Here is a 23435-nt window from a genome sequence, read left to right as displayed (position 1 = left end):
GCGTCGTCAACACACCGTTGCTGGACCCTCATGGGGCCTGTACTCTCTTGCCCTCCTGCCCGAGCTGTTACAAACCTCGGGCACCAGACCGGAACACACTTGCACGGCTTGCCCCGTCGGGCAATCGGTAGATGTGAATTTGTATCGGTAAAGCATTAAACAGAACTCTCATCACCGGGCGTTCAGGTGAACGTCTTCCTCATTTTTTCCTACGGATCTGCCGGGCAAGGGAATTTGCAATGACAAAAGCATTTAACAGCCAGCTTGCCGACCTGCCTGTTACTATTTTTACGGTTATGTCCGCGCTGGCCCGCCAGCATGACGCTGTAAACCTTGGGCAGGGTTTTCCCGATCAGGAAGGCCCGCAGGACATGATTCGCCTTGCAGCCGATGCTCTGCTTGACGGGCAGAACCAGTATGCGCCGCTCACAGGACTGCCCGAACTGCGGACAGCCGTGGCACAGGCCAACCTGCGTTTTCAGGGCATTTCGGTCGATGCCGATTCGGAAATTATCGTCACCTCCGGCGCAACAGAAGCGCTGGCCGCATCCCTTATGGCGCTGATTGAGCCGGGGGATGAGGTGGTGCTGATGGAACCGCTATACGACACCTACCTGCCTGTTATACGCCAGTTAGGCGGCATTGCGCGCATTGTGCGGCTACAGGCACCAGACTGGGCGCTGCCACGGCAGGCGCTGGCCGATGCGTTCTCCCCCCGCACCAAAGCAATCCTTGTCAATTCTCCCATGAACCCGACCGGCAAGGTGTTCACGGCGGAGGAACTGGCCTTTATTGCCGCCCTTGTGCAAAAGCACGACACCTTCGCCATCTGCGACGAGGTTTATGAGCACCTTGTCTTCAACACGCCCCACATCTCGCTCATGTCCCTGCCGGGCATGCGTGAGCGCTGCGTGCGGATCGGGAGTGCAGGCAAGAGCTTTTCCCTGACCGGGTGGAAAGTCGGGTACGTCACCGCCCCTGCCCCGCTGGCCGCAGTTATTGCCAAGGCCCACCAGAACCTTGTGTTTGCCACCCCGCCCAACCTGCAACGCGCCGTAGCCTTTGGCCTGAACAAAGATACGGATTACTTTGCCACTCTGGCGCAGGACATGGCCACGCAGGGTACCCTCCTTGCCTCCGGGTTGCAGCGGCTGGGCTTTGGCGTGCTACCATATCAGGGCAGCTACTTTGTCATGGCCGACATTACCCCTCTGGCCAACGGTTTGGACGATGTGGCCTTTACCCGCCTGCTCAGCGAGCAGGCTCGCGTAACAGCCATCCCCGCCTCTGCGTTCTATCACGCCGACCCGCCACGCAACCTGATCCGCTTTGCCTTTTGCAAACGCCCCGAAGTGTTGAGAGAAGCACTGAACCGGCTTGAGGCATGGAAAAACCGGTAAAACGGTTTTTTCCGCCCAACACGCAATTATCCAATTGACGGACCACACTCTTTTCTCTAAACGTCCGCTTGCTGTGCGGCGGACGTAGCTCAGCTGGTAGAGCGCCGGTTTGTGGTACCGGTGGTCGCGGGTTCAAGTCCCGTCGTTCGCCCCAGCCTCACATCTCCTTATAAAAATCATAGCGTGTGCATTTCTCTCAGCTTCGGCTGGCAGGACTATGCCTGTGTGCTTTGCTCTCGGTTCAGACTGAGAATGCACCCATACATGGCCGATTGCAGGGTAAACTGCAGATAACCACAGCGTTCAGGCCAGAATCCCTCTATGGTGTATTCTCCAACCCTGTCGTCATGGCATAAAAACATACCATGCAACGCATTCTCCCCTTCCCATGCCTGCTCGCCCTGTTAGCACTCCCCGCCTGCTCTGCCGCCACGGCACCGCCCAACACACCGCTGGCGGAATCCGCTTTGTATCGGGCCAAACAGAACTGTGTGGACACCTACCAGACACGCCCCGGTCAGGTGGCACAGGGAAATATGGAAAAGCTGATGAGCTGCCTGGCCAAAGCCACACAAAAATATGGGCGGCAGGCTTACGGACCATATGCCCCCATTTACATGGAAGGCGCATCTGAAGGAGTGGAAGCGGCACGACACTTAAAGGAGGGGCTCTACACCCCCGACCAGTTCGGCAGCGAGATCGGGCTGATTGAAGAGCAGGAAAACTCGGCCATCTTGCAAAAAAAAGCGCAGATGAACGCTCCACTTGACCCCATTTTACAGCCCGTTCCTGCTACATCACACTAACGCTCAAGCACTCCACAGGCAGAGGCCTATGGCACGCAGGGCACGGCCGCATCTGCCTGACCGGAATGTGATAACACGAACACATCGGCGCAAAACCGGCCATTTTAGCAAGAGCCTGCCTAAAAACCGACTATTTCTGTCCCGAATGTGAAGTGCCGGGTGCTTTACGGTCGGGGTAAGCTGTTCAATCCATAAGATGCATGACGCTCATACATATTGCGTAGCATTCGTGAGAACAAACAAGAAAACCATGTCGGAAATGGATTGGTAATCATGGCTAAAATCAAGGTCAAAAACCCGGTTGTGGAAATGGACGGGGATGAAATGACCCGTATTATCTGGCACTTCATCCGCGAACGGCTGATCCTGCCTTATCTGGATATTGACCTCAAATACTACGATCTGGGCATTGAACACCGCGACGCCACGAACGATCAGGTCACTGTGGATGCTGCCGAGGCCACCAAGCGTACGGGGTTGCGGTCAAATGCGCCACCATCACCCCTGACGAAGCGCGCGTGGCGGAATTCGGCCTGAAAAAAATGTACCGTTCCCCCAATGGCACCATCCGTAACATTCTGGATGGCACCATTTTTCGTGAGCCCATCATCTGCTCCAACGTCCCCCGTCTGGTACCCCACTGGACCAAGCCGATCGTTATTGGCCGCCACGCTTATGGAGACATCTATCGCGCGGCGGAAACCAGAATTCCCGGCCCCGGCAAAGTCACCCTGAATTATGTGCCAGACGATGGGGGCGAGCCAATTACGCTGGATGTGCACAACTTCACAGGCCCGGGTGTTACACTGGGCATGCACAACACACGCGCATCCATCGAAGGCTTTGCCCGTGCATCACTCTCCTACGGGCGGGACCGCAAGCTGCCAGTTTACCTGTCCACCAAGAACACCATTCTCAAAGCCTATGACGGCATGTTCAAGGATGTCTTCGCCGAAGTCTATGAAGCGGAGTTCAAGGCCGAATTTGAAAAACTGGGCCTGACCTACGAACACCGCCTGATTGATGACATGGTAGCCTGTGCGCTCAAATGGCCCGGTGGCTACGTCTGGGCATGCAAAAACTACGATGGCGACGTGGAGAGCGACATTGTCGCTCAGGGCTTTGGCAGTCTGGGCCTGATGACATCCGTCCTGCTCAGCCCCTCTGGCGATGTGGTGGAGGCCGAGGCCGCCCACGGCACGGTAACCCGCCACTACCGCGAACACCAGAAAGGCAAACCTACCAGCACCAACCCCATTGCCTCCATTTTTGCATGGACTCGGGGGCTGGCCTACCGCGGACGCTTTGATAACACCCCCGATGTGGTGCATTTTGCCAACACACTGGAAAAAGTGTGCATTGATACGGTTGAAGGCGGTCAGATGACCAAAGACCTTGCCCTGCTCGTTGGCAAGGACGCCCGCTGGCTGGATACACAACCCTTTTTGGACGTGCTGGACGAGCGCCTTAAAAAGGAACTGGCAAAAGCCTGACTTTACCGTGCAGGCCCGTATACTGCGGGCCTGCACACATCTTTATCCCCACATGCCCTACTCCTTGCCAAATATGCGCAAAACCCTGCCATTTGCCATTGCGTCCAAACCGGCGCTGACGCAAAACAGGGCCTTAAATATGAGCATAACCTTAAGAGCAGGACCCTGCGCATGTCAGACTCCCCCGCAGAAACAGACGTTGCCATTATAGGGGCAGGCCCGGCCGGGCTGTTTGCCGCTTTCCAATGCGCCATGCTGCGCCTGCGTTGTGTGCTGATAGACGTGCTGCCCGAAGTGGGCGGCCAGTGCGCGGCTCTCTACCCCGAAAAACCGATTTACGACATTCCCGCCTGCCCCGCCGTGGAAGGGGCCGAACTGATTGCCAATCTGGAACGCCAGATTGCCCCATTCAACATCCCCCGCCTGCTCAAACACCGGGTGGAAGGGCTGAGCGGACAGCGTGGTGACTTTACGCTGACCACCGATCAGGGGAGCAACCTGCACGCCAAAGCGGTAATTATTGCCGCAGGGGCTGGCGCCTTTGGCCCCAACCGCCCCCCGCTGGACGGACTTGGCGCATATGAAGATAGCGGCGCAGTGCAATACTATGTCCGCCGCAAGGCTGATTTCCAGAACAAGCGCATCGTTATTGCCGGTGGCGGAGATTCAGCGCTGGACTGGGCGCTCTCGCTCAAGGATGCAGCTGCCAAACTCTATCTGGTCCACCGCCGTGACCGCTTCCGTGGCGCGCCAGAAAGCCTGCGCCAGCTTGATGAGGCTGTCGCCGCCGGGCAGATTGAAAAAGTCGTCCCCTACCAGCTCCATGGCCTGCGCGGAGCAGACGGTGCTTTAAGCGGTGTGGATGTGATTGACATGGATGGTGCCACCCGCACTCTGGATGCTGATGTGCTGCTGCCATTTTTTGGTCTTGCAACAGACCTTGGCCCTGTTGCCCGCTGGGGCATGGATACCCAGCGTTCCACCATTCCCGTCTCCCCTTCCAATTGCGAAACAAGCCTTGCAGGCGTTTTTGCCATTGGTGACGTGGCAACCTATCCGGGCAAGCTCAAGCTGATTCTGCAAGGCTTTAGCGAGGCGGCAATGGCCGCACATGCCATTCACCCCATTATTTACCCCGAACAGGCCCTGCACTTCGAATATTCGACCAGCAAGGGCGTGCCTGCGGCGTAGTCTCTCCCTTTTGGCCTGCGGGGCCGACTGCCATAATACCACCTCCTTTAAAGGATAGGCGTGTCAGGGCAGGGAGCCTGCAGGCCCCGCTTCCATACTGCGGGAGAGAGTTCTCCCATCCCTTTACTAAGGATGAAGCCGTGAAAATCATTATCCTTGGCGCAGGTGTTGTGGGCGTTACGTCTGCTTGGTATCTGAACGCTGCGGGGCATGACGTTACGGTCATTGACCGCCAGCCCTCCCCTGCACAGGAGACATCCTTTGCCAATGCAGGGCAGGTCTCGCCCGGTTATTCCACACCGTGGGCCGCACCGGGCCTGCCTTGGCAGGCCATGAAATGGATGGCACACCCCCGCCACAGCCCGCTGGTCATACGCAAACGGCTGGACATGGCCATGCTGCGCTGGATCGGGCAACTGCTCAAAAACTGCAACGCGCAGTCCTATGCACTCAACAAGGCCCGCATGCTGCGTGTGGCCGAATACAGCCGCGACTGCCTGGATGCCCTGCGTGAGGAAACGGGCATAACCTATGATGACCGCCAGCAAGGACTGATCCAGCTTTTCCGCACCGATGGGCAGATCAACAAAATCCAGCGTGACATGCGCCTGCTGGATGAGAGCGGCATTCCCCACCAGTTATTGAATGTTGATGACATTCTGGAGCACGAACCGGGGCTGCGCCATGCGGCCCATCTGCTCAAGGGCGGGCTGTTCCTGCCCCATGACCAGTCGGGGGATGCGCATATTTTCACCCAGAGGCTGGCCCGTATGGCAGAAGCCAAGGGAGTGCGCTTTCTTTACAACACCACCATAAAAGGACTTGATGCAACGGGGGATAGCGTTATCTCCGTCCGCACCAGTGCAGGACACCTGAGTGCGGACAGCTATATTATGGCACTGGGGAGCTACAGCGCCCGCCTGCTGCGCCCGCTGGGACTGCACCTGCCCGTCTACCCCGTTAAAGGGTACTCCCTGACCATGCCTCTGACGGATGAGAGCCACGCACCCACCGCCACGGTGAACGATGCAACCTACAAGGTTTCCATCACACGGCTGGGCAACAGGATAAGGGTTGGCGGCACGGCGGAGCTGACAGGTTACAACCTTAAACTCAGCCCGGACAGGCGCGAGACACTGGAACTCTCTTTTTCCGAACTGTATGGTGGTGCGGACATGAGCGCCGCCACATACTGGACCGGCCTGCGCCCCTGCACACCCGATGGCACACCGGTTATTGGCCCGGCAGCCCCCTTTGGCAATCTCTGGCTCAATACCGGCCATGGCACCCTTGGCTGGACCATGGCGTGCGGGTCTGGCCGCCTGATTGCCGACATGATCCTTGGCCGCAAGACCGACATACCCGCCCTTGATCTGGCTTTGAGCCGATACGGCTGAACTGGTAGAGCACCGCATATAACAAAAGGGCCAGAGAGTTTACCTCCCTGGCCCTTTTGTTTAAGGCACTCATGCCTCCGTCACTCAAGGTGGTGGGTTTAAACCCACCGCCCCAACAGTGCGGAAGATTTACTGAGCGGATTCAGCAGCCGGAGCAGCTTCGCTCTTGGCAGCTTTTTTGCCGTGGTGCTTGCCACCATGTTTTGCATGCTTTGCGTGCTTTTCGGCTTTTTTGCCTTCTTCAGCAGCAGGAGCGGCAGGAGCAGCGGCTTCAGAAGCGGCGGGGGCAGCAGCAGGCGCGGCAGGAGCAGCAGCTTCCTGAGCGAAAGAAGGAACAGCAGCGCCCATCAGGCAACGGTGGAAAGAGCTGCGAGCAGACGACGAGAAATCATTTCTTAAATCTCCAATACAACCGACCAGAATTACCAAGACTCCACTTCGGTCAGACCTGCTGCGGAACCTTTAGCCGGTTTCTGATTTCAGTCATATCACGGCATAAACAGACCGTCTGCGTTTAAAATTTGCGCAATAATTACACATATTATGGCTTTAACGCACTCGCGCCGCATTTTTGCCTTATTTACCGAGGTGAAAACGAAAAAACCGCCCAAAAATGGCGGTTTTCCTTGGTGTAGAGGCTTCAGGCAAAGTTTTCAAACCTGTAATGCACGCTAAAAAAGTGCATCGTGCCACATATTGGCCCACCCCATTGACCAAAAAACAAGGGCCACGCTTAAGCGTGGCCCTGCTTTTAATCAGCCTTCGCGGCTTTTGGAGCGCTTTTTGCGTTCATTCGGGTCAAGGTAGCGCTTACGCAGACGAATGGCCGACGGGGTCACTTCCACCAGTTCATCATCTTCAATGTAAGCAATAGCCTGTTCCAAAGACATACGGCGCGGGGGGGTCAGCATCAGAGCTTCGTCCTTGCCCGATGCGCGCATGTTGGTCAGCTTCTTTTCACGAACCGGATTCACTTCCAGATCGTTTTCACGCGAATGCTCACCAATAATCATGCCGACGTAGACTTTTTCGCCCGCATCCACAAACAGCGTCCCACGATCCTGCAGGGAGAACAGGGAGTAGGTTGTGGTGTTACCGTCTTCAGCCGAGATCAGCGACCCGTTGCGACGCCCTTCAATGGTGCCAGCATAAGGCTGATACCCGAAGAACAGGCGGTTCATAATGCCCGTGCCGCGCGTGTCGGTCAGGAACTCGCCATGATAGCCGATCAGCCCGCGTGAGGGGATGATGAAGGTCAGACGCACCTTGTCGCCACCGGAGGGGCGCATATCCTGCATCTGCCCCTTACGCAGAGACATCTTCTCCACGACCACGCCGGAGTAGGGTTCGTCCACGTCAATGGTGACTTCTTCGTACGGTTCTTCACGCTCACCGGTTTCTTCGTTCGTGCGGAACAGCACGCGCGGACGACCGATGGTCAGTTCAAAACCTTCACGGCGCATGGTTTCAATCAGCACGCCAAGCTGAAGTTCACCACGGCCAGCCACTTCAAACGCTTCGCTTTCGGGGCTGTCGGTCACGCGAATAGCAATATTGCTTTCGGTTTCCTTGAACAGACGGTCACGAATCTGGCGCGATGTGACCTTCTTGCCTTCACGACCCCCCAGAGGGCCGTCATTGAGGCGGAAGGTCATGGACAGGGTCGGCGGGTCAACCGGAATGGCGTGCAGGGGCTCGCTCACTTCGGGGGCTGCGATCGTGTCGGGAATGGTCGCTTCGGACAGACCGGCAACGGCCACAATATCCCCGGCTTCGACTTCCTCAACCGCCACGCGCTCAAGGCCACGGAAGGAGAGCAGCTTGGTCAGGCGGCCCGTTTCTACCACGGAGCCATCGGCGCGCAGCACCTTGACCGGCATGTTCACACGGGCACGCCCCTGCTCAACACGCCCGGTCAGCACGCGACCAAGGAAGTTGTCGTTTTCCAGGATTGTGGCCGTCATGGCGAACGGCTTGTCCTTGTCCAGCACGGGAGCTGGGACATGCTTGAGGATCAGGTCAAACATGGGGCTGAGGTCCTTACGGGCCCCTTCCAGCTCCAGATCGGCCCAGCCCTGACGGCCAGAGGCGTACAGCATGGGAAAGTCGAGCTGTTCGTCATTCGCACCAAGAGCTGCGAACAGGTCGAACACTTCGTTATGCACTTCATCGGGCCGGGCGTCGCCACGGTCGATCTTGTTCACGACCACGATCGGCTTGAGCCCACGGGCCAGAGCCTTGCCCACCACGAATTTGGTCTGGGGCAGAGCGCCTTCAGCAGAGTCGACAAGCACAACCGCGCCGTCCACCATGCTCAGGATACGTTCCACTTCCCCGCCAAAGTCGGCGTGTCCGGGGGTGTCGATAATGTTGATGCGGGTGTCTTTCCACACAACAGACGTGCATTTCGCCAGAATGGTAATACCACGCTCACGTTCCAGATCATTGCTGTCCATGGCGCGTTCAGCAACGTGCTGATGCTCATGGAAGGAGCCAGACTGTTTCAGCAGTTCGTCAACGAGAGTGGTCTTGCCATGATCGACGTGTGCAATGATGGCGATATTGCGGATATCCATGAAGTCGGCCTGATTGCTCCTGCGCGCCTTACCGCCTCCTCCATGCTTGGAAGGGCGGTCAGCGATCGCTGTGGTGTTTGCGTGGCCGCACAAATAGCCCTCCCGGCACCAGAATGCACGTAAAATTCTTATGTCCACTGCTCATAGGGATTGACCTGAGCCGTGCGAACGTCAGAACCAGAGCACCACACAACGCGCGTAAGCCCTTTCCACCGAAGCAAAAGACCACCGCGACTCCGCATAATCCTGATGTCTGGCAGGCCCGTAACCAGCCCCTTTGTTCACGCCCACCACAAAGCGCATAACGCCAACCCGCCGGAAAGACCGTATGCCAGGCCCCGCAACGCCTCCCCCACCCCCTATTCAGATGCGCCCCACACTGAGCCTGACCTGCCTTGGCCTTGTTTTTGGTCTGGTCATGGGGTTGGGGGCTCCCCTTTTTACGCTTGATCTGACCGAAAAGGGCTACGGCACGGGCATGGTGGCAGCCAACAGCATGATGCATGCCGTAGGAGCACTGGCCATTGCCCCGTTCATGCCGCGGCTGGCCGTGCGGCTGGGGCCACAGCGCGCCATTTTTCTGGCCCTTATAGGCGGCGGGGTCACGCTCCTGCTGTTTCCGTTCAGCCCTTCCATCTGGCCCTGGTTCCCGCTGCGTACCCTGCTCGGTGCGTTTTGTGAGGTTATTCTGGTTCTGTCCGAAAGCTGGCTGAACCAGATTACGGATAACCATGCGCGTGGCCGCGTTATGGGGCTGTACAGCACTCTGCTTTCCGTTGGCATTGCAATAGGTCCGGCCCTGCTCAGCCTAACGGGCAGGCAGGGCAAGCTGCCCTTTATTGGCACGGCCGCCATTCTGCTGCTGGCAGCGATCCTTATACGCGCACCGTGGATGGTCTCCCCTCCCCCGGCACCGCCGACACAGCACCGACTCCGCCGCTACCTGTGGCTGGCCCCCATAGCCATTACCGCCACATTGCTGATTGCCATGCTGGACGGGGCCGCCACATCCTTTTTGGCCCTTTACGCCATGCACTCCGGCTGGAGCGAGCGCGCAGCCACCCTGCTGCTCAGCGTCATGCTGCTGGGCGCAACAGTCATGCAGGTGCCCATTGGCTGGGTGAGTGACCGCACAAACCGCCGCGTTGTTATGATTGTACTCTCCATGCTGACCTGTGGCGGTGCGCTGCTATGGCCTATGGCTTTACACCAACCCGCTCTTGCCTACCCGCTGCTGTTTGTGTGGGATGGTGCTTTTGCCAGCATGTATTCCGTTGCCATGGCCGCAGCAGGCAACCGCTACCGCGATGGCGACCTGATTGCCATTTACGCCCTGTGTTCACTGGCGTGGGGAATAGGCAGCTTTACTGGCCCTGCCATAAGTGCCGCCGCCATGCAGGCAAGCCCCCACGGGCTGGCTCTGTTTGCTGCAACGCTGTGCGGCCTGTTCACGCTGCTGCCCCTGTTTTTGAAAAAGAGCGTCTGAACATCCCCTCCACCTTGCCCCTTACGGGCAGGGTGAAAGACGTCATGCGGCATAGATTAAGGTCAGGCAGGGCCTGCTCCTTGCGTGTTGACCTGTAAACGGTAAAGCGATTCTCCAGCACACATGAACAACCAGTCCCGCTTGGGGCCACCAAAGGTCAGGTTGGACACGCCATGTGGCAGGCGGATACGCCCGATCAGATGTCCTTCGGGGTTGAAAACAAACACGCCGCACAGGCCCAGTGGCCCACCCACGCCACACCAGAGATTACCGTAAATATCCGCCTTGAGCCCATCCGGGATCATCTGCACGCCTTCAAAACGCATGTTTGTCAGCAGACGGGGGTTGGAGAGCGGGAGTTCCTGCTTGTGCAGATCAAACGCATGCACGGACAAATCCCCATCATGCCCGCCTGCCCCACTCTGCCGCCCGGAAGAGATAACATACAACCGCGAAAAATCGGGCGAAAAGCATAACCCGTTGGGGTTGGGCAGTTGCTCCTGCGTTAACACAACATCAATCCGCCCCGATGGATCTACACGGAACGTGTGGTCAGGCTGTTTGTGCATCCCCCCCACGGCCCCGATCAGCTCTTCGCCTACCCGCCAGCGGATGCGGCCATCGGGGTTTGCTTCCCCGCCTGCGGCATCGGCATGGCCTTCAGCAACGCTGTCTCCATATCCGGGGTCCGTAAACCAGATGCTGCCGTCGGGGTGGGCAATCACATCGTTGGGAGAACTCAGGGGTTTGTTTTCAAAATGATCGGCCACCACATGCACGGAGCCATCATGCTCCCAGCGCACCACGCGGCGTAAAAAATGCTCGCAGGATATCTGGCGGCCCAGATAGTCGAACGTACTGCCATTGGTATGATAGGATTCCGGGCGAAAGAGCGTAACCTCCCCCGTCTCCCACAAATAGCGGTACTGCCGGCTTGTCACCGTATCGCTGAACAGAAGGTAACGCCCCTCGGCCGACCACGCGGGGCCTTCTATCCATGCCCCCTGATCCCACACACGGTGGATGGTGGCATTCCCACTCACCAGATCACGGAAGGAGCGGTCAATCACCACCACATCAGGGTCGGGGGCGTAGGAGGGCGGCGCATTGGGTCCCCATTGCCGTGGCGGCTGGGTGGTCACATCGGGAGGAGGCGTCATGCTGGCCGCCTCACGCTCTGCCGCCCGTGCCTGCTCCCCCGTGCGGGCCAGCAGCAGACCGGCGGACAGGCCAGACAGCCCTTTGAGCACACTGCGCCTGACCAACCTGTTCCGTAATGAGGTTACCATTTGAGCCCCTTGCGCTTGGCAGGTCAGCAGACCGACCATACGGCCCCTGCCCGGTTGCGCCCCACGCACATACCTTGCCGGAAAAAGCCTGTCACCACCACCAGCACCCTGAACTGCGCATAGCGCTCAGGGTACTGCGGCAACCCTGAGCAGGTTGGTGGAGCCACTCACTCCAAATGGCACGCCAGCCGCAATCACCACCGAATCCCCGGTAGCACCAACCTGCGCGCGGCGCACAACGTCCAGCGCATCGCTCACCATCTGCTCAACCGTGGTAGAGGCTGTATGGGGCAGGCTGACAAATGCCCGCACACCCCACACAAGGGCCAGCCGCCGTGCAGCCTGCGCCGTGGGGGTTACACCCAGCACCGGGCATGTCGGGCGTTCACGCGCAATACGCAGGGCCGTAGCCCCCCTGTGTGTGTACGCCACAATGGCAGGGGCATGGAGTGTGGCGGCAACCTGCTGGGCGGCACTGGCTATGGCATCCGCCACATAGTCCTCGGGGGCCTGACGGGCGGCGGCCATATGGGCCTGCCAGCCTGCGTCCTGCTCCACCCGCCACAAAATACGGTTCATAATCCGCACCGCCTCACGCGGGTATTGCCCTGCCGCCGATTCTGCCGAGAGCATGACAGCATCCGCACCATCAAACACCGCTGTTGCCACGTCCGATGCCTCAGCCCGTGTGGGCGTGGGTGCGGCAATCATGCTTTCAAGCATCTGGGTCGCAACGACCACCGGCTTACCCAGCCTGCGCGCCTCGCGGATAATGCGTTTTTGAATGAGTGGCACGCTCTCTGGCGGCAGTTCCACGCCCAGGTCGCCACGGGCAACCATAACTGCGTCACTCAGTTCCAGAATGGCTGCCAGATTTTCCACCGCCTGCGGTTTTTCCAGCTTGGCCAACAGGGCCGCGCGTTCACCCACAAGAGCGCGTGCCTGCAACAGATCCTCCGGCCTTTGCACAAAGGAGAGAGCAATATACTCCACCCCCAGCTCCAGAGCATAAGCCAGATCAAGCCTGTCTTTTTCTGTCAGGGCGGGAATGGGGAGTGCCACATCGGGAACGTTGACGCCTTTATGGTCACTCAGCGGGCCACCTGTCTGTACCCGTGTTTGCAGCCAGTCAGGGCCAACCTGCTCCACCACCACAGCCAGTTTGCCATCATCCATCAACAAACGGCTGCCCGGCTTGGCCACACTTATAATCTCGGGATGGGGGAGTTGCACCCGCGTGGCATCTCCCAGCGTGTCCGACAGGTCAAACCGGAACGTCGCCCCCGCTTCGAGCACCACCTTGCCACCAGCAAACTGCCCGACACGCAGCTTTGGGCCCTGCATATCGGCCAGAATACCAATCGGGCGGTCAAGCTCACGCTCCACCTGCCTTACAAAGGCATGGCGGCTGGCATGGTCGGCATGGGTTCCGTGAGAAAAATTAAGGCGGAACACATCCGCCCCTGCCAGAGCAAGGTCGCGGATGGTTGCATAATCGGAGGAGGCTGGGCCAAGGGTTGCAACAATTTTTGTGCGACAGAGCGCCATCTCTGCTGTGTTATGATCCGGCGTTACGACAAGAGACATCTGCACCACTTCTCCCTGACTATCCGCCGGAAAAACTCAGGACGGGCTGATCGCCTCCTCCGCGTCCACACCCCAGATGGCCCGGCGGGGCACCCATCCGTTATACTGCTTGACCGAGACCTTGCACCAGGCCGAGCCTGCCGCACACTCCTTGATCGAGCCAACCGTTCCCGGCCGCAGCACAGCCACAAGGGCTGCGTCATCACTGGCGCTGGCGCGCATCAACACCACATCAGGCATTTTTGCCGCATCTTCCGCCTTGCCAACACTGCCCAGAACGCGGGCATCCATATGGCCGGAGGGCAAGGCTTTTTCCCCATCCTTACCGGACTGGGCGGGAATGGGGCTCTCATCCCCCGGTGGCTCACCGGGGACCAGAAAATCACGCCCGCCTGCAAGTGTAGCCTGCTGCATCCAGCCTTTTTGTCCGGTCTGATCTTCCACCAGACGCCAGACATCAAACTCCCGCTCAACCCGCACCGGCATACCCCGGCGGTGATACACCCACAAAATGGGGAAGCGCTGGCCGGGGCCTGCACGCATGTTCACTTCATCCGAGCGCAGGGCAGCGTAGCGGGGCAGAGGCAGCCCGGTTACGCTCCCTTTTGCAGGGTCACCCTGCACCCCGGCATCTGGAGCTGCCATATCTGGCGTGGGGGTGGGGGTAGCGGCTCCGGCAGCGGTAGCTGCTGCTCCCGCGACAGCAGCACCCGCAGCCACTGCGGCTACGTGGTGGTGTGCAGGCGCATGATGCGCGGGGCTGGTTGGTGCCGTGGCGTGGCCATGAGCATGCTTTTTATGATGCGCAGCTTTTTTAGCGCTCTGTGCTGCCGTGGAAGCGGGTTTGGCCTTGCTCTTGGTACCGCTGGCCTTGTGTGCTGCTGCCTGCGGTGCAACCAGAACATGCTTGTGGTGCTTGTGCAGTGGCGGTGCCACGTTATCGGCCGCAAACCCGGCAGACGCCGTAACGCCAGAAAAAACTGCCATGCCGCCGACCACACAGGCCAGCAGACGAAACCGGAAAGAAGAGCAAGTGCACATCATGGCTGCATCCCTGCCAAGAGAGCGGCCCCGGAGCAAGGGGTCGCACGCACTTCGCCCCTGAGTTTGCGCGCCACGTCCGAGCAGACATGCCCTTCAACCCTTCTCAAACCTGCCTCCATCCTGAACACTTGCCACTAGAACACCAGTTGCCGGGCGTTGCCTGCCCGGTCAAAAAAACTGGGCAGCCCCACGACCTGAACCTGCTCCAGCAGGTCCACCGCGCCAACACCCAGTGTTTTTACACCGGAGTCGCACACCATGAGCACTCCCCCCATCTCCACCACGGCATCGCGCAGCACATCCAGCCCGGCAACGCCTGCACGCTCACGCGTGGATGCACCGGCTCCGTCCTCCAGCCCTGCCCATTCCCGGCAGAAGGCGCAAACCCCTGCCCCCATGCCCAAAAAGCAGCACAGTGCGCCCCATGGCCGCAGCACTTGCCGCCAACATGTAGGCCGCATGAATACGCTCATACCGCGCCTCCACAATGAGCAACGCCAGATCACATTCCGGCTGTGCAGGCACGGTGGATGCAGGCTCAATCATGCGCATGTTCCCCACCACAGATCGGGCAGGCCGGGTCGGCACTCAGGGTCATGGTTGTAAACTTCATGCGCAGGGCGTCCCACATCAGCAACTGGCCAATTCCTGACTGGCCAATCCCCAGTATTTGCTTGAGCGCCTGCGTTGCCTGCAAGGTTCCCATAACGCCTGTCACCACGCCCAGTACGCCTGCATCCCCGCAGCTCAGGCCGGATGCCTGTCCATCTGTTTCGGGGTACAGGCAATTATAGCACCCCCCCCCTGTGTGGGGCTGAATGTGGCCAGTTGTCCTTCAAACCGCTGGGCCGCGGCAGAGACCAGCACCTTGCCTGCACGTACGCAGGCCGCATTAACCGCATAACGCGTGGCAAAGTTGTCGCATCCGTCACACACAAGGTCATAGCGGGACACAAGGTCATGCGCGCTCTGCGCATCCAGCCGCATATCCCATGTTTCCACCACAATTTCGGGGTTAAGGGCCGTCAGCCGTTCGCGCGCGGACTCCACCTTCTTCTGCCCCACCGCATGTGTGACGTGCAGCACCTGCCGCTGAAGGTTGGAGAGTTCAAGCACATCGTCATCCACCAGACCGATTCGGCCGACCCCTGCGGCGGCAAGGTACAGCGCCACTGGCGCACCAAGCCCACCAGCCCCGACCACAAGCACGGATGCGTTCTTCAACGCGACCTGACCAGTTCCGCCGACCTCGGGCAACAGAATGTGGCGAGAATAGCGCTGAATTTCATTTTCGCTGAGATCAAGCTTCATTGGTCTGCACTTACCCGCTCTTTGGTACCTACTGGCCCACATGGCCCGCAAACACGTTATGGGCGACCTAACACCGTGTAACAAAGGTCATATTTTTATAATATCACATGCAACCGCATACATTATTATCTGGTTAGATGATGGTATCTGTTCTATAAGAAATGCATTCAATGCATATGAGGAATGTGTAGCATGACAACCTCCACCCAGTCCGGACCCGCCGTCCGGCCAGCCAGTCTGCCCCGCCGCCAGACCGCGCGCCGGGTGTGTGTTGCCGCAGCCGCAACCTCGTTCGGCCTGTATCTGGCCTCCCCTTTTGTCACGCTGTGGTCTGCCGCATCCGACCTGCAGCAGCACAATGCTCTTGCGCTGGGGCAGATGATCAACTGGGGAGCGCTTGATGCGTCCCTCAAGCGGCAGACACTGGCTGGCCTGCACCTCAACATTCAGCCCGCAGCGGACGAACTGCCTGAGTTCGGCACGTCCTTTGCATCCACCGCCGTTTCCAACGCGGTTGATATGACGGTAACACAGGCTAACTTGGGCGCGCTGATGGACGAGGCCATGCCTGCCACAACCTCCACCGCACAGCCTGCGGCACCGTCCTTTGCGGCTCTTGCCTCCCGCGCATCTGTCCACTTCAACCGGCTGGACCAGTTTGTCATGGAACTGCCCCTACCCGGCCATGAGCGTGAAACCCCTCTGCGGGTTGAACTGCGGATTGAAGGCTGGGGCTGGAAGATTACCAACGTGGAATTTCCCATGCGGCGTGAGCCGATCATGCAGGCGTCGGCTACCCCGTCCAACGCCTGAACCACACACAGCATGCCATACAATAAAGGCCAGCCTCCGTTATGGAGGCTGGCCTTTATTCATGCCCGCATGACGCTCAGGCGCGGGGCAGGTCTTCTTCCAAAACCACCATGTTCACGGCGTAGCTGACATCTCCATCTTCATCATCACGATGGATGGTGCCGATCACTTCACCCTTTACGGCCAGTTCAACCGACATGCCCGCACGCGGAGCCGGGTTTACGGTCAGTTCGGGTGAGCCCAGCAGGCGGCGCAGCGCGCTCTGGAGGCGGGTGATCTCTGAAGCAGAAAGAGAAGCGCTCATGTCATTCATTCCTTAGTCGAGCCAAATCATGCATGCAGGAAAAACGGAGCACAGGGCATGCCCGGCCACCCAGCAGGCGGCAAGCGGCCAGAACCCGGCGCATGCGCCTTCCCATCTGTTCCGCACCCTATAGGCCATCCCGCTCAGGCGGGGCAACCTTTCGCACCCGTGCCACGCCCTTGCCATGCCCGCGCCATTTTCCACCGTGCAACTGTCCCTCTCACTACAGGAGAGACCCACACCGTGCGACCACTGCGCCCCCTTCTGTCTGCCCTGCTTGTCTGCCTGTCTGCCGGGTTGTGCATCATGGCAACGCAGAACGGGCCACTCCCCCCCACCATACAGGGCAGCAGAACAGAGCATGTGCTGCACATGACCACGCATGACAGCGCAGCCCAGACCGCCACGACCCTATCCCGCCCCCACGGGTGGGATGAGGTGATGCACGCGCTCGCACAGGGTAAGCCAGAAGCCGCTCACATTGTGGCCAGTGTTCTGCCCAAAGCAGATACCCGCACGACCAGAACACTGGTGCATACCATGCGGACCCTCCTACCCCGCCAGCCAGCAACGGTGCTGAGTGCAAGCGAGGTCAACAGGCAGGCGGCAGGGAGTGCGGCAAACATCTGCTCCCCTGTCGGCATGTCCGCCGCATGGCGCAGACAGGCCACGCAGGCGGTCACCACCGTGCATGACATTAAACTGGCAACCCGCACACAAACCTGCCTGCGCACGCTCCAGAACACGGCGCATGGGGCCTGAGTTGTATTTTTTCTAACAAATATTTGAAAAAATACCGAAAAATACACAGAATTTTCTGATTTTTTTATCGAAATAGCGCGTTGTCTTCTTTATAAGGGATGCAACACACGCAAATGCGATATGACATAATCGCATTTATAGCAATAATAGTAATATAAGACATTCATTAAATGAATGAATTGTCGGTCCTATAAAAATAACAAGAAGTGACCTCGGCCCATGACCGTAATCACCGAATATATCTCAACCAGACAAACCTTCACCCGCACACACCTGCTGCCCCACCCCACTGCCACCATGCCCATGCGTGCATGCATGCTGGCCTCCGGCTCTGCCCTGTTCTGCCTCTGGGCGGCTCCGGCTCTGGCCGAAACCGCACCCAATGCGGCTTATCTGCACCTGCCACATACCCAACCCGCCACACAGCAGAGCGTACCGGCAACAGCCTCCACCACCACGCCGGTTGCGGGCACGCGCATAACCATAACACCTGCCTCGGCCACACAGCCGCCCCAAAGCGGTTTTTGGGACAACTCGCGCCTGCTGCCCCCGCTGACCAGCCGCCCGGAAGCCTACGGCCAGCCCCAATCGCTCGAACTCAAACCCCTGCCAACATCTCTCCTGCACCAAGGTCCGTGGGGGGTGTTCAATGCCAATACGGGAGCCGCTGCGGGCTTTGGCACCGTGGGGTATTACGCCGTCTCACGCTGGGCGGAGGACTGGTCCAGCCTGCGCGACAAGCGCAACCGGCTGGATATCATGGACTCACTCAAATACATTCCTTTCAATACGAATGGGGATATTTACCTGACGTTAAGCGGCAACTTCCGCCAGCATAACTTTTATGACCAGCGGGCAGGTTTTGGCGCGACCAAAAAAGACCCCGCCTACCGCAACAACTACCGCTGGAATGTGGGGGCAGACCTCCATCTGGGCGAGCACGTCCGCCTGTATGGGGAACTGATGAGTGGGCAGGCCGCAGGCGTAAACTATTATGGTTATGCCGGGGGCCGCTGGCGCAGCAGGCTGGACGCGCAACAGGCCTTTGTGGAAGTGCGTGGCCGGGTGCTCAATGCAACGGTTGGCGGCATGGCTGGCCGCATGACGTTTCTGGACGCACCGCCGTACTTTACCGCTGGCAGCGTGTATCCCTCCATTCCCTATTCATGGAATGGTCTGCGTGGCTATGCCTTCTGGAAAAACTTCCGGATCGACGGGTTCTACCTGACCCTGACCAACAACGCCCCCTCCGCCATGTTCCATGACCAGGTCGGCTGGAACTCACGCCTGTTCGGGGCCTATACGTCCTATGCTGTGCCCAGCTTCAAATTCATGGGGCGGAACAGCCAGATTTTTGTGGATACGTTCTATCTGGGTACCATTCTTTCCAACAGCCCTCTGCCTAGTCTGGGGGGTGGGTCCATTGCAGGCTCCACACACCGCGACACACCGGGAACACGCATCTGGGGCAACGCGGGACCGCTTGAGTTTTCAGTCGGGGCCATGTGGCAGGGGGGAGAATTCCGTGCGGCCAAAAGCGGGCCAACACGCCCTGTTTCCGCCTATGCCATTGACGCAACACTCTCCTGGCGGTTTGCAAAATGGCCGGGCCACCCCGCCATTGGCATACAGGTGGATGACGTGTCTGGCGGGAATATGCACAAGGGGCAGACCAGCTCGTGGGGGAGCTTTCTCTCCCCCTTCGTGCCCAGCGCCTACTATCTGGACATGAGCACCTACATCGGCCAGTCGAACATTATTGACGTAGGCCCCATTGCTACAATTGCGCCAACTCCTAACACCACCTTACTGCTCAAGGTGCCAGCCGTATGGCGCAACAGCCGTGAGGACGCCATTTACGCCAGCGGCACCGCCTTTTATGCCTACCGCCCGCACGGCGCCTATACCGCGACCATGCCACAGGCCAGCTTTACCTGGCGGGCCACACGCCACATTACACTCAGCCTTGATGGAGAATATATTTTTGCCTCCCACAGCATGATCGAGGCCGGTGCTTCTTCTGGTGCATTTGTGCAAAGTAACCTTGAACTGACCTTCTAACCCGCTTTGGTGCAGACAAATACCGGCGCGCGTCGTATGTGCAAAAAGGAGCGGAGGGGTACGGCCAGCCTGCCCCCCTCCGCTCCCGAGCATCCACACGGTTACGCCAGAGCCCCCCCATGACTGGCGGCGTAACCTCCATGACCATCGGAGAGAACAAGACGCATGGCCAGCCCGAACCCCCAGCGGGAACTGACACTACGTGGCCTTGTGCTGGGTGCACTGATTACGGTCGTTTTTACCGCCTCCAATGTTTATCTGGGGCTACGGATCGGGCTGACTTTTGCCTCCTCCATTCCGGCTGCGGTTATTTCCATGGCCGTCCTACGCCTTATGGGCGGGGGCACACTGCTTGAAAACAACATGGTGCAAAGTCAGGCCTCCGCCGCTGGCACCCTGTCCTGTGTGTTTGCAACCTTTCCCGGTCTCATTATCGCGGGGTTCTGGACGCATTTTCCATTCTGGCAGACGGCTGGCCTGTCTTTTGCCGGGGGGGTACTGGGGGTGCTGTTCACCATTCCGCTCAGGCGGGCTCTGGTTACGCACAGTAGCCTGCCCTACCCCGAGGGCGTTGCCGCAGCCGAAATTTTGCGCGCAGGAGCAGACAAGGGCAACCAGCGGGGCCTGCAAGCCCTGATAAGTGGTAGCATCATGGCCTCCATTTTCTCCTTTTGCAGTGGCGGCCTACGCCTGCTGGCAGATGGGCTGAGCCTGACAGCCACCGCAGGCAGTGCGGTTTTTCAGCTCAGTGCTGCATTCTCCCCCGCCCTGATCGGGGCAGGTATCTGGTCGGGCTGAGTGGTGGCATGGCCATGCTTGTAGGCTGCCTGCTGGCATGGGCGCTCGGTGTACCGTGGCTGAGTGCCATACTGCCCAACCCGGCACATCTGCCCCCGGCCCAGTTTGCGCAGGACATATGGCTCCACAAAGTTCGCTTTGTGGGGGCCGGAGCCATTGCCGTTGCCTCTCTGTGGACCCTTATTGAACTCATGCCCCCTGTGCTGCGTGGCTTACGCAGCATGCTGCGCAGCACCCCGGAGCTAAGTGCCACAACCGAGCGGGATCTCTCCTCCTCCACCATGGGGTGGCTGCTTGGCGGGGCCGTGCTGTTACTGGCTGGTTTTTTTGCCGCCTTCCTTGCTCCCGTGGCCCACGGGTTCTGGCCTCTGGTCGGGGTGGCTGTGCTGTTCTGCGTTGTGTTCGGCTTTATCATGGCAGCAGCATGCGGATATATGGCGGGTATTGTTGGCTCCTCCTCCTCCCCCATTTCCGGCATTATCATTATTGGGGCCGTCCTGTGCGCCCTGATGATTCTGGGGCTGGAAGCTCTGGGGCTGACACCCGCCAGCATGATGGCAGATGGGCAGAAACTGGCCACGGCGTTTACCATCCTGCTCCTGTCCGCCATCACAGCGACCATCGCCATTTCCAACGATAACCTGCAGGACCTCAAAACCGGCCAGCTTGTAGGCGCAAGCCCATGGAAGCAGGAAGTCGCCCTGATTGCAGGGTGTCTGGTGGGTGCGGCGGTTATTCCACCCGTGCTCAACCTCCTTTATCAGGCCTATGGCTTTACTGGCGCCATGCCCCGCGCGGGCATGGACCCAAGCCATGCTCTGGCTGCCCCGCAACCTGCCCTGATTACACTGATTGCCAAGGGTATTTTTACCCATTCTCTTGACTGGAGCATGCTCCGCACTGGTATGGCGCTTGGTGTGGGGCTGGTCATATTGGACCTTGCCTTACGCCGCCATGCCCGCGCGCTGCCCCCTCTGGGCGTGGCGGTGGGGTTGTACCTACCAGCCTCTGTCAGCCTGACGCTGGCCGCAGGTGCCATACTGGGGTGGATACTCCAGCGGGCCAACCGTAGCCGCCGCCGGCAGACCAGTGCGGAAAATGGCTCCATTGGCACCATGCTGGCATCGGGGTTTATTGTGGGCGAAAGCCTGAGTGGCGTGCTGCTGGCGGTTCTGTCCGGTGCCACGGGGCGGGATAACGCTTTTTCCCTTGCCGCCTTTATGCCTCCGGGCTGGGCTACTGTGCTGGGAACGCTCATATTTGGAGCTCTTTGCTGGGCCTTTGCGCGCAAAACACTCCAGACACCTTAAAAAACTATGGGGGTAATACCCCCATCAATGCTGCAACAGCACCGGTACACGGGTATTGGCCAGAATATAGTCGGTAACACTCCCGACAAGACGGCTGTAAATCATGTTGTGCTGGTAGCCACCAATCACCAGCATGTCGGCCTGAAAATGACCGGCCATATCCAGCAGGGTCTGCCCGGCATTGCGCGTGTCCTGCACTACCGGCTGCTGCGTAAGTGCTACACCGGGCAAAATGTCCAACGGCAGCGGGTCTGCGGCAGACACGGCCACACCCACCGCTTTTGCCGCCCCCACAAGCGAGCGGGCCGCAAAAAACGCACGGCGGCAGGAGGGAGTATCCTTCCATGCCATAAAAATCCGGTCGCCGCTGGGCCTGTCCCAGAAGGGTGGCACAAACAGAACCGGTCGCCCGGATTCAAAAATGGCGGCACGGGTTGCCACGTGCTTTTGCGCACTGTCACGCGGGTCGGGTACCCCCATGACCAGCAGATCCGCATCCTTGCCGTAACCTGCAATAATCCGGTCCACCGTAATTTCGGGGTCCAGCCAGTTGACCTCTACCTTGCCAAGCCGGTCCGCGGGTGCGCCATATTCCTGCACAAGCCAGCTCTGGAAGCGTGTATGCAGGGCATCTGCCCATTCTCGCTGACTTGCCCGCAAGGCCTGCGCCTGCGTATCGGAAAAACCCATGCGGCCAAGGAGTTGCTCCGGCGGCTCCCGCGCTGCCAGCACATCAATCCGCTGCATCCCCCGAATACGGGAGAGAGCCTGCGCCGCCATGTCCAGCAGAACCTCTGCCTGATCCAACTGGCTGAGAATAACAAGGCACCGTTGCATGCACTCACGCTCCCTCTGTCCTTATGGCGTGGCAAACTGTGGCACACATGCCCTCTCTCTGGAAGGTGAAGAAAAAACACGCCCAGCCCTCTCGCATTCATACGCAAAGCTGGGCAAAACTCCCGCAGGCGCGCCCCATGCCCGCCACAGCAGAGGAAAGAGCATACAGTGTTGCTAAACGTGAGCGAGCGCGGCCCCGAACACCCAACGCCAGCAGGTGCCCTGCCCGTTGTGCTGCTGCACGGCCTGTTTGGCCGGGCGCGCAATCTGGGTTTTGTGCAGCGCAGGCTGGCAGCAACCCGGCGCACGCTGGCCATGGACCTGCGCAACCACGGCAGCAGCCCCCATGGCCCCATGAGCTACCCCGACATGGCGCAGGACGTGCTGGACACAATGGTCCACAATGCCGCATGCCCGGCCATTGTGCTCGGTCATTCCATGGGGGGCAAAACAGCCATGATGCTGGCCCTGAGCCAGCCCACCGCCGTGCGCGCACTAATTGTGGTGGACATTGCCCCCGCACAGGGCGGGTTTGACCGGCTGGACCTGCCGGACAATCTGGACAGGCTGGCCTTCCCCCCCCATCTGGACCTGCATGGCACCAACGACCTGCTCCGCCCCTATATTGCCAATGATGCCGTGCGCCAGCTTATGGCGCAGAACATACGGCAGGGCGACAACCCCGGCTGGGCCATTGGCCTGAAGGATATTCTGGCCGCCATGCCCGACCTTATGAGCTGGCCGCAACTGCCCCCCGGTTTACACTATGATGGGCCAACCCTGTTTATCCGGGGGGAGGACTCAGCCTATATCAGCCCCGCAAACTACCCTGTTATGAAGGCACTGTTCCCCAACCACCGGCTGGAAAGCATAAGTGGAGCTGGCCACTGGGTCCATGCTGACGCCCCCCGCCGCTTTACCGAACTGGTAGAGGACTTTCTGGCGCATATCCCCTGACCTGCCACCCGCC

17 protein-coding genes, 1 tRNA gene and 3 pseudogenes are annotated in these 23435 nt (G+C 59.3%); 12 read left to right on the top strand and 9 right to left on the bottom strand.

What is annotated here, in order from left to right; all coding sequences use genetic code 11:
* Positions 1–239: 239 nt before the first annotated feature.
* The 6 genes and pseudogenes from JCM25146_RS04765 to JCM25146_RS04730 all read left to right on the top strand — a co-directional run bounded on the left by JCM25146_RS04765 (position 240) and on the right by JCM25146_RS04730 (position 6287).
* A complete protein-coding gene (locus JCM25146_RS04765) occupies positions 240–1400 on the top strand; it encodes an aminotransferase (RefSeq protein WP_025826257.1) in 1161 nt (386 codons plus the stop codon).
* A gap of 78 nt (positions 1401–1478) precedes the next feature.
* Positions 1479–1554 (top strand) — tRNA-His (locus tag JCM25146_RS04760).
* A gap of 211 nt (positions 1555–1765) precedes the next feature.
* Positions 1766–2206 carry a hypothetical protein gene (locus JCM25146_RS04750; protein WP_025826255.1) on the top strand — a complete coding sequence of 147 codons (441 nt, stop codon included), beginning with the start codon at positions 1766–1768 and terminating at the stop codon, positions 2204–2206.
* A gap of 273 nt (positions 2207–2479) precedes the next feature.
* Positions 2480–3699, top strand: a pseudogene (locus JCM25146_RS17280) (NADP-dependent isocitrate dehydrogenase).
* A gap of 171 nt (positions 3700–3870) precedes the next feature.
* The gene (locus JCM25146_RS04735) at positions 3871–4890 is read left to right on the top strand and encodes an NAD(P)/FAD-dependent oxidoreductase (protein ID WP_025826253.1); all 1020 of its coding nucleotides are present in this window, start codon (positions 3871–3873) and stop codon (positions 4888–4890) included.
* Between the two features lie 140 nt (positions 4891–5030).
* Complete coding sequence (locus JCM25146_RS04730) at positions 5031–6287, top strand: D-amino acid dehydrogenase (protein ID WP_025826251.1); 1257 nt, start codon at positions 5031–5033, stop codon at positions 6285–6287.
* Positions 6288–6416: 129 nt separating this feature from the next.
* Here the strand turns inward: JCM25146_RS04730 and JCM25146_RS17275 are convergent, their stop codons facing one another.
* Together JCM25146_RS17275 and typA are read right to left on the bottom strand one after the other, a co-directional pair.
* Positions 6417–6716 (bottom strand): hypothetical protein, encoded by a 300-nt coding sequence (locus JCM25146_RS17275; protein WP_242400933.1) that lies wholly within the window; start codon positions 6714–6716, stop codon positions 6417–6419.
* A 326-nt stretch (positions 6717–7042) separates the two neighbouring features.
* Complete coding sequence (typA, locus tag JCM25146_RS04720) at positions 7043–8863, bottom strand: translational GTPase TypA (RefSeq protein WP_025826249.1); 1821 nt, start codon at positions 8861–8863, stop codon at positions 7043–7045.
* A 328-nt stretch (positions 8864–9191) separates the two neighbouring features.
* Here typA and JCM25146_RS04715 point away from each other — a divergent pair, with 328 nt between their 5' ends.
* Positions 9192–10349, top strand: coding sequence for an MFS transporter (locus JCM25146_RS04715; RefSeq protein WP_242400932.1), 1158 nt, complete (start codon positions 9192–9194; stop codon positions 10347–10349).
* A gap of 62 nt (positions 10350–10411) precedes the next feature.
* Here JCM25146_RS04715 and JCM25146_RS04710 read toward each other — a convergent pair whose 3' ends face one another.
* The 5 genes and pseudogenes from JCM25146_RS04710 to JCM25146_RS17265 all read right to left on the bottom strand — a co-directional run bounded on the left by JCM25146_RS04710 (position 10412) and on the right by JCM25146_RS17265 (position 15580).
* Positions 10412–11638 (bottom strand): SMP-30/gluconolactonase/LRE family protein, encoded by a 1227-nt coding sequence (locus tag JCM25146_RS04710; RefSeq protein WP_035372006.1) that lies wholly within the window; start codon positions 11636–11638, stop codon positions 10412–10414.
* A gap of 126 nt (positions 11639–11764) precedes the next feature.
* Complete coding sequence (gene pyk / locus JCM25146_RS04705; protein ID WP_025826246.1) at positions 11765–13225, bottom strand: pyruvate kinase; 1461 nt, start codon at positions 13223–13225, stop codon at positions 11765–11767.
* Between the two features lie 36 nt (positions 13226–13261).
* Positions 13262–14269: an SH3 domain-containing protein gene (locus JCM25146_RS04700; protein ID WP_025826245.1), complete on the bottom strand. Its 1008-nt coding sequence runs from the start codon at positions 14267–14269 to the stop codon at positions 13262–13264.
* Between the two features lie 134 nt (positions 14270–14403).
* Positions 14404–14730, bottom strand: coding sequence for a hypothetical protein (locus tag JCM25146_RS17270; RefSeq protein WP_159101957.1), 327 nt, complete (start codon positions 14728–14730; stop codon positions 14404–14406).
* Between the two features lie 77 nt (positions 14731–14807).
* Positions 14808–15580 (bottom strand): annotated as a pseudogene (locus tag JCM25146_RS17265) (HesA/MoeB/ThiF family protein).
* A gap of 192 nt (positions 15581–15772) precedes the next feature.
* Between JCM25146_RS17265 and JCM25146_RS04685 the strand changes: the two are divergent.
* Positions 15773–16393, top strand: a complete 621-nt coding sequence (locus JCM25146_RS04685) for a DUF2939 domain-containing protein (RefSeq protein ID WP_025826243.1) — start codon at positions 15773–15775, stop codon at positions 16391–16393.
* 76 nt (positions 16394–16469) lie between these two features.
* On the opposite strand, the gene JCM25146_RS04680 is transcribed toward JCM25146_RS04685, so the two are convergent.
* A complete protein-coding gene (locus JCM25146_RS04680; RefSeq protein WP_025826241.1) occupies positions 16470–16697 on the bottom strand; it encodes a DUF3126 family protein in 228 nt (75 codons plus the stop codon).
* Positions 16698–16754: 57 nt separating this feature from the next.
* On the opposite strand from JCM25146_RS04680, the gene JCM25146_RS04675 reads away from it, so the two are divergent.
* The 3 genes and pseudogenes from JCM25146_RS04675 (at position 16755) to JCM25146_RS17255 (ending at position 21628) form a co-directional block, all read left to right on the top strand.
* A complete protein-coding gene (locus JCM25146_RS04675) occupies positions 16755–17459 on the top strand; it encodes a hypothetical protein (protein WP_148298970.1) in 705 nt (234 codons plus the stop codon).
* Positions 17460–17678: 219 nt separating this feature from the next.
* Positions 17679–19520, top strand: a complete 1842-nt coding sequence (locus tag JCM25146_RS17260) for an alginate export family protein (protein ID WP_025826236.1) — start codon at positions 17679–17681, stop codon at positions 19518–19520.
* 165 nt (positions 19521–19685) lie between these two features.
* Positions 19686–21628: pseudogene (locus JCM25146_RS17255) on the top strand (OPT family oligopeptide transporter).
* Positions 21629–21652: 24 nt separating this feature from the next.
* Here JCM25146_RS17255 and JCM25146_RS04660 read toward each other — a convergent pair.
* Positions 21653–22465, bottom strand: coding sequence for a universal stress protein (locus JCM25146_RS04660; RefSeq protein WP_025826235.1), 813 nt, complete (start codon positions 22463–22465; stop codon positions 21653–21655).
* 168 nt (positions 22466–22633) lie between these two features.
* Here JCM25146_RS04660 and JCM25146_RS04655 point away from each other — a divergent pair, with 168 nt between their 5' ends.
* Complete coding sequence (locus JCM25146_RS04655) at positions 22634–23422, top strand: alpha/beta fold hydrolase (RefSeq protein WP_025826233.1); 789 nt, start codon at positions 22634–22636, stop codon at positions 23420–23422.
* Positions 23423–23435: the final 13 nt, after the last annotated feature.

This window comes from Acetobacter okinawensis JCM 25146, from assembly GCF_000613865.1.
Lineage (GTDB): Bacteria > Pseudomonadota > Alphaproteobacteria > Acetobacterales > Acetobacteraceae > Acetobacter > Acetobacter okinawensis.
Note: the sequence above shows the minus strand (reverse complement) of the source record. Positions and strands in the feature narration are given on the sequence as shown.

Bases quoted from the DNA above. Each gene is read 5' to 3' on its own strand.
- typA (WP_025826249.1), bottom strand. From the start codon at position 8,863: ATGGATATCCGCAATATCGCCATCATTGCACACGTCGATCATGGCAAG.
- JCM25146_RS04675 (WP_148298970.1), top strand. From the start codon at position 16,755: ATGCCCGGCCACCCAGCAGGCGGCAAGCGGCCAGAACCCGGCGCATGC.
- JCM25146_RS04765 (WP_025826257.1), top strand. From the start codon at position 240: ATGACAAAAGCATTTAACAGCCAGCTTGCCGACCTGCCTGTTACTATT.
- JCM25146_RS04710 (WP_035372006.1), bottom strand. From the start codon at position 11,638: ATGGTAACCTCATTACGGAACAGGTTGGTCAGGCGCAGTGTGCTCAAA.
- JCM25146_RS04750 (WP_025826255.1), top strand. From the start codon at position 1,766: ATGCAACGCATTCTCCCCTTCCCATGCCTGCTCGCCCTGTTAGCACTC.
- pyk (WP_025826246.1), bottom strand. From the start codon at position 13,225: ATGTCTCTTGTCGTAACGCCGGATCATAACACAGCAGAGATGGCGCTC.
- JCM25146_RS04680 (WP_025826241.1), bottom strand. From the start codon at position 16,697: ATGAGCGCTTCTCTTTCTGCTTCAGAGATCACCCGCCTCCAGAGCGCG.
- JCM25146_RS04735 (WP_025826253.1), top strand. From the start codon at position 3,871: ATGTCAGACTCCCCCGCAGAAACAGACGTTGCCATTATAGGGGCAGGC.
- JCM25146_RS17260 (WP_025826236.1), top strand. From the start codon at position 17,679: ATGACCGTAATCACCGAATATATCTCAACCAGACAAACCTTCACCCGC.
- JCM25146_RS17270 (WP_159101957.1), bottom strand. From the start codon at position 14,730: ATGCGGCCTACATGTTGGCGGCAAGTGCTGCGGCCATGGGGCGCACTG.
- JCM25146_RS04700 (WP_025826245.1), bottom strand. From the start codon at position 14,269: ATGATGTGCACTTGCTCTTCTTTCCGGTTTCGTCTGCTGGCCTGTGTG.
- JCM25146_RS04715 (WP_242400932.1), top strand. From the start codon at position 9,192: ATGCCAGGCCCCGCAACGCCTCCCCCACCCCCTATTCAGATGCGCCCC.
- JCM25146_RS04685 (WP_025826243.1), top strand. From the start codon at position 15,773: ATGACAACCTCCACCCAGTCCGGACCCGCCGTCCGGCCAGCCAGTCTG.
- JCM25146_RS04660 (WP_025826235.1), bottom strand. From the start codon at position 22,465: ATGCAACGGTGCCTTGTTATTCTCAGCCAGTTGGATCAGGCAGAGGTT.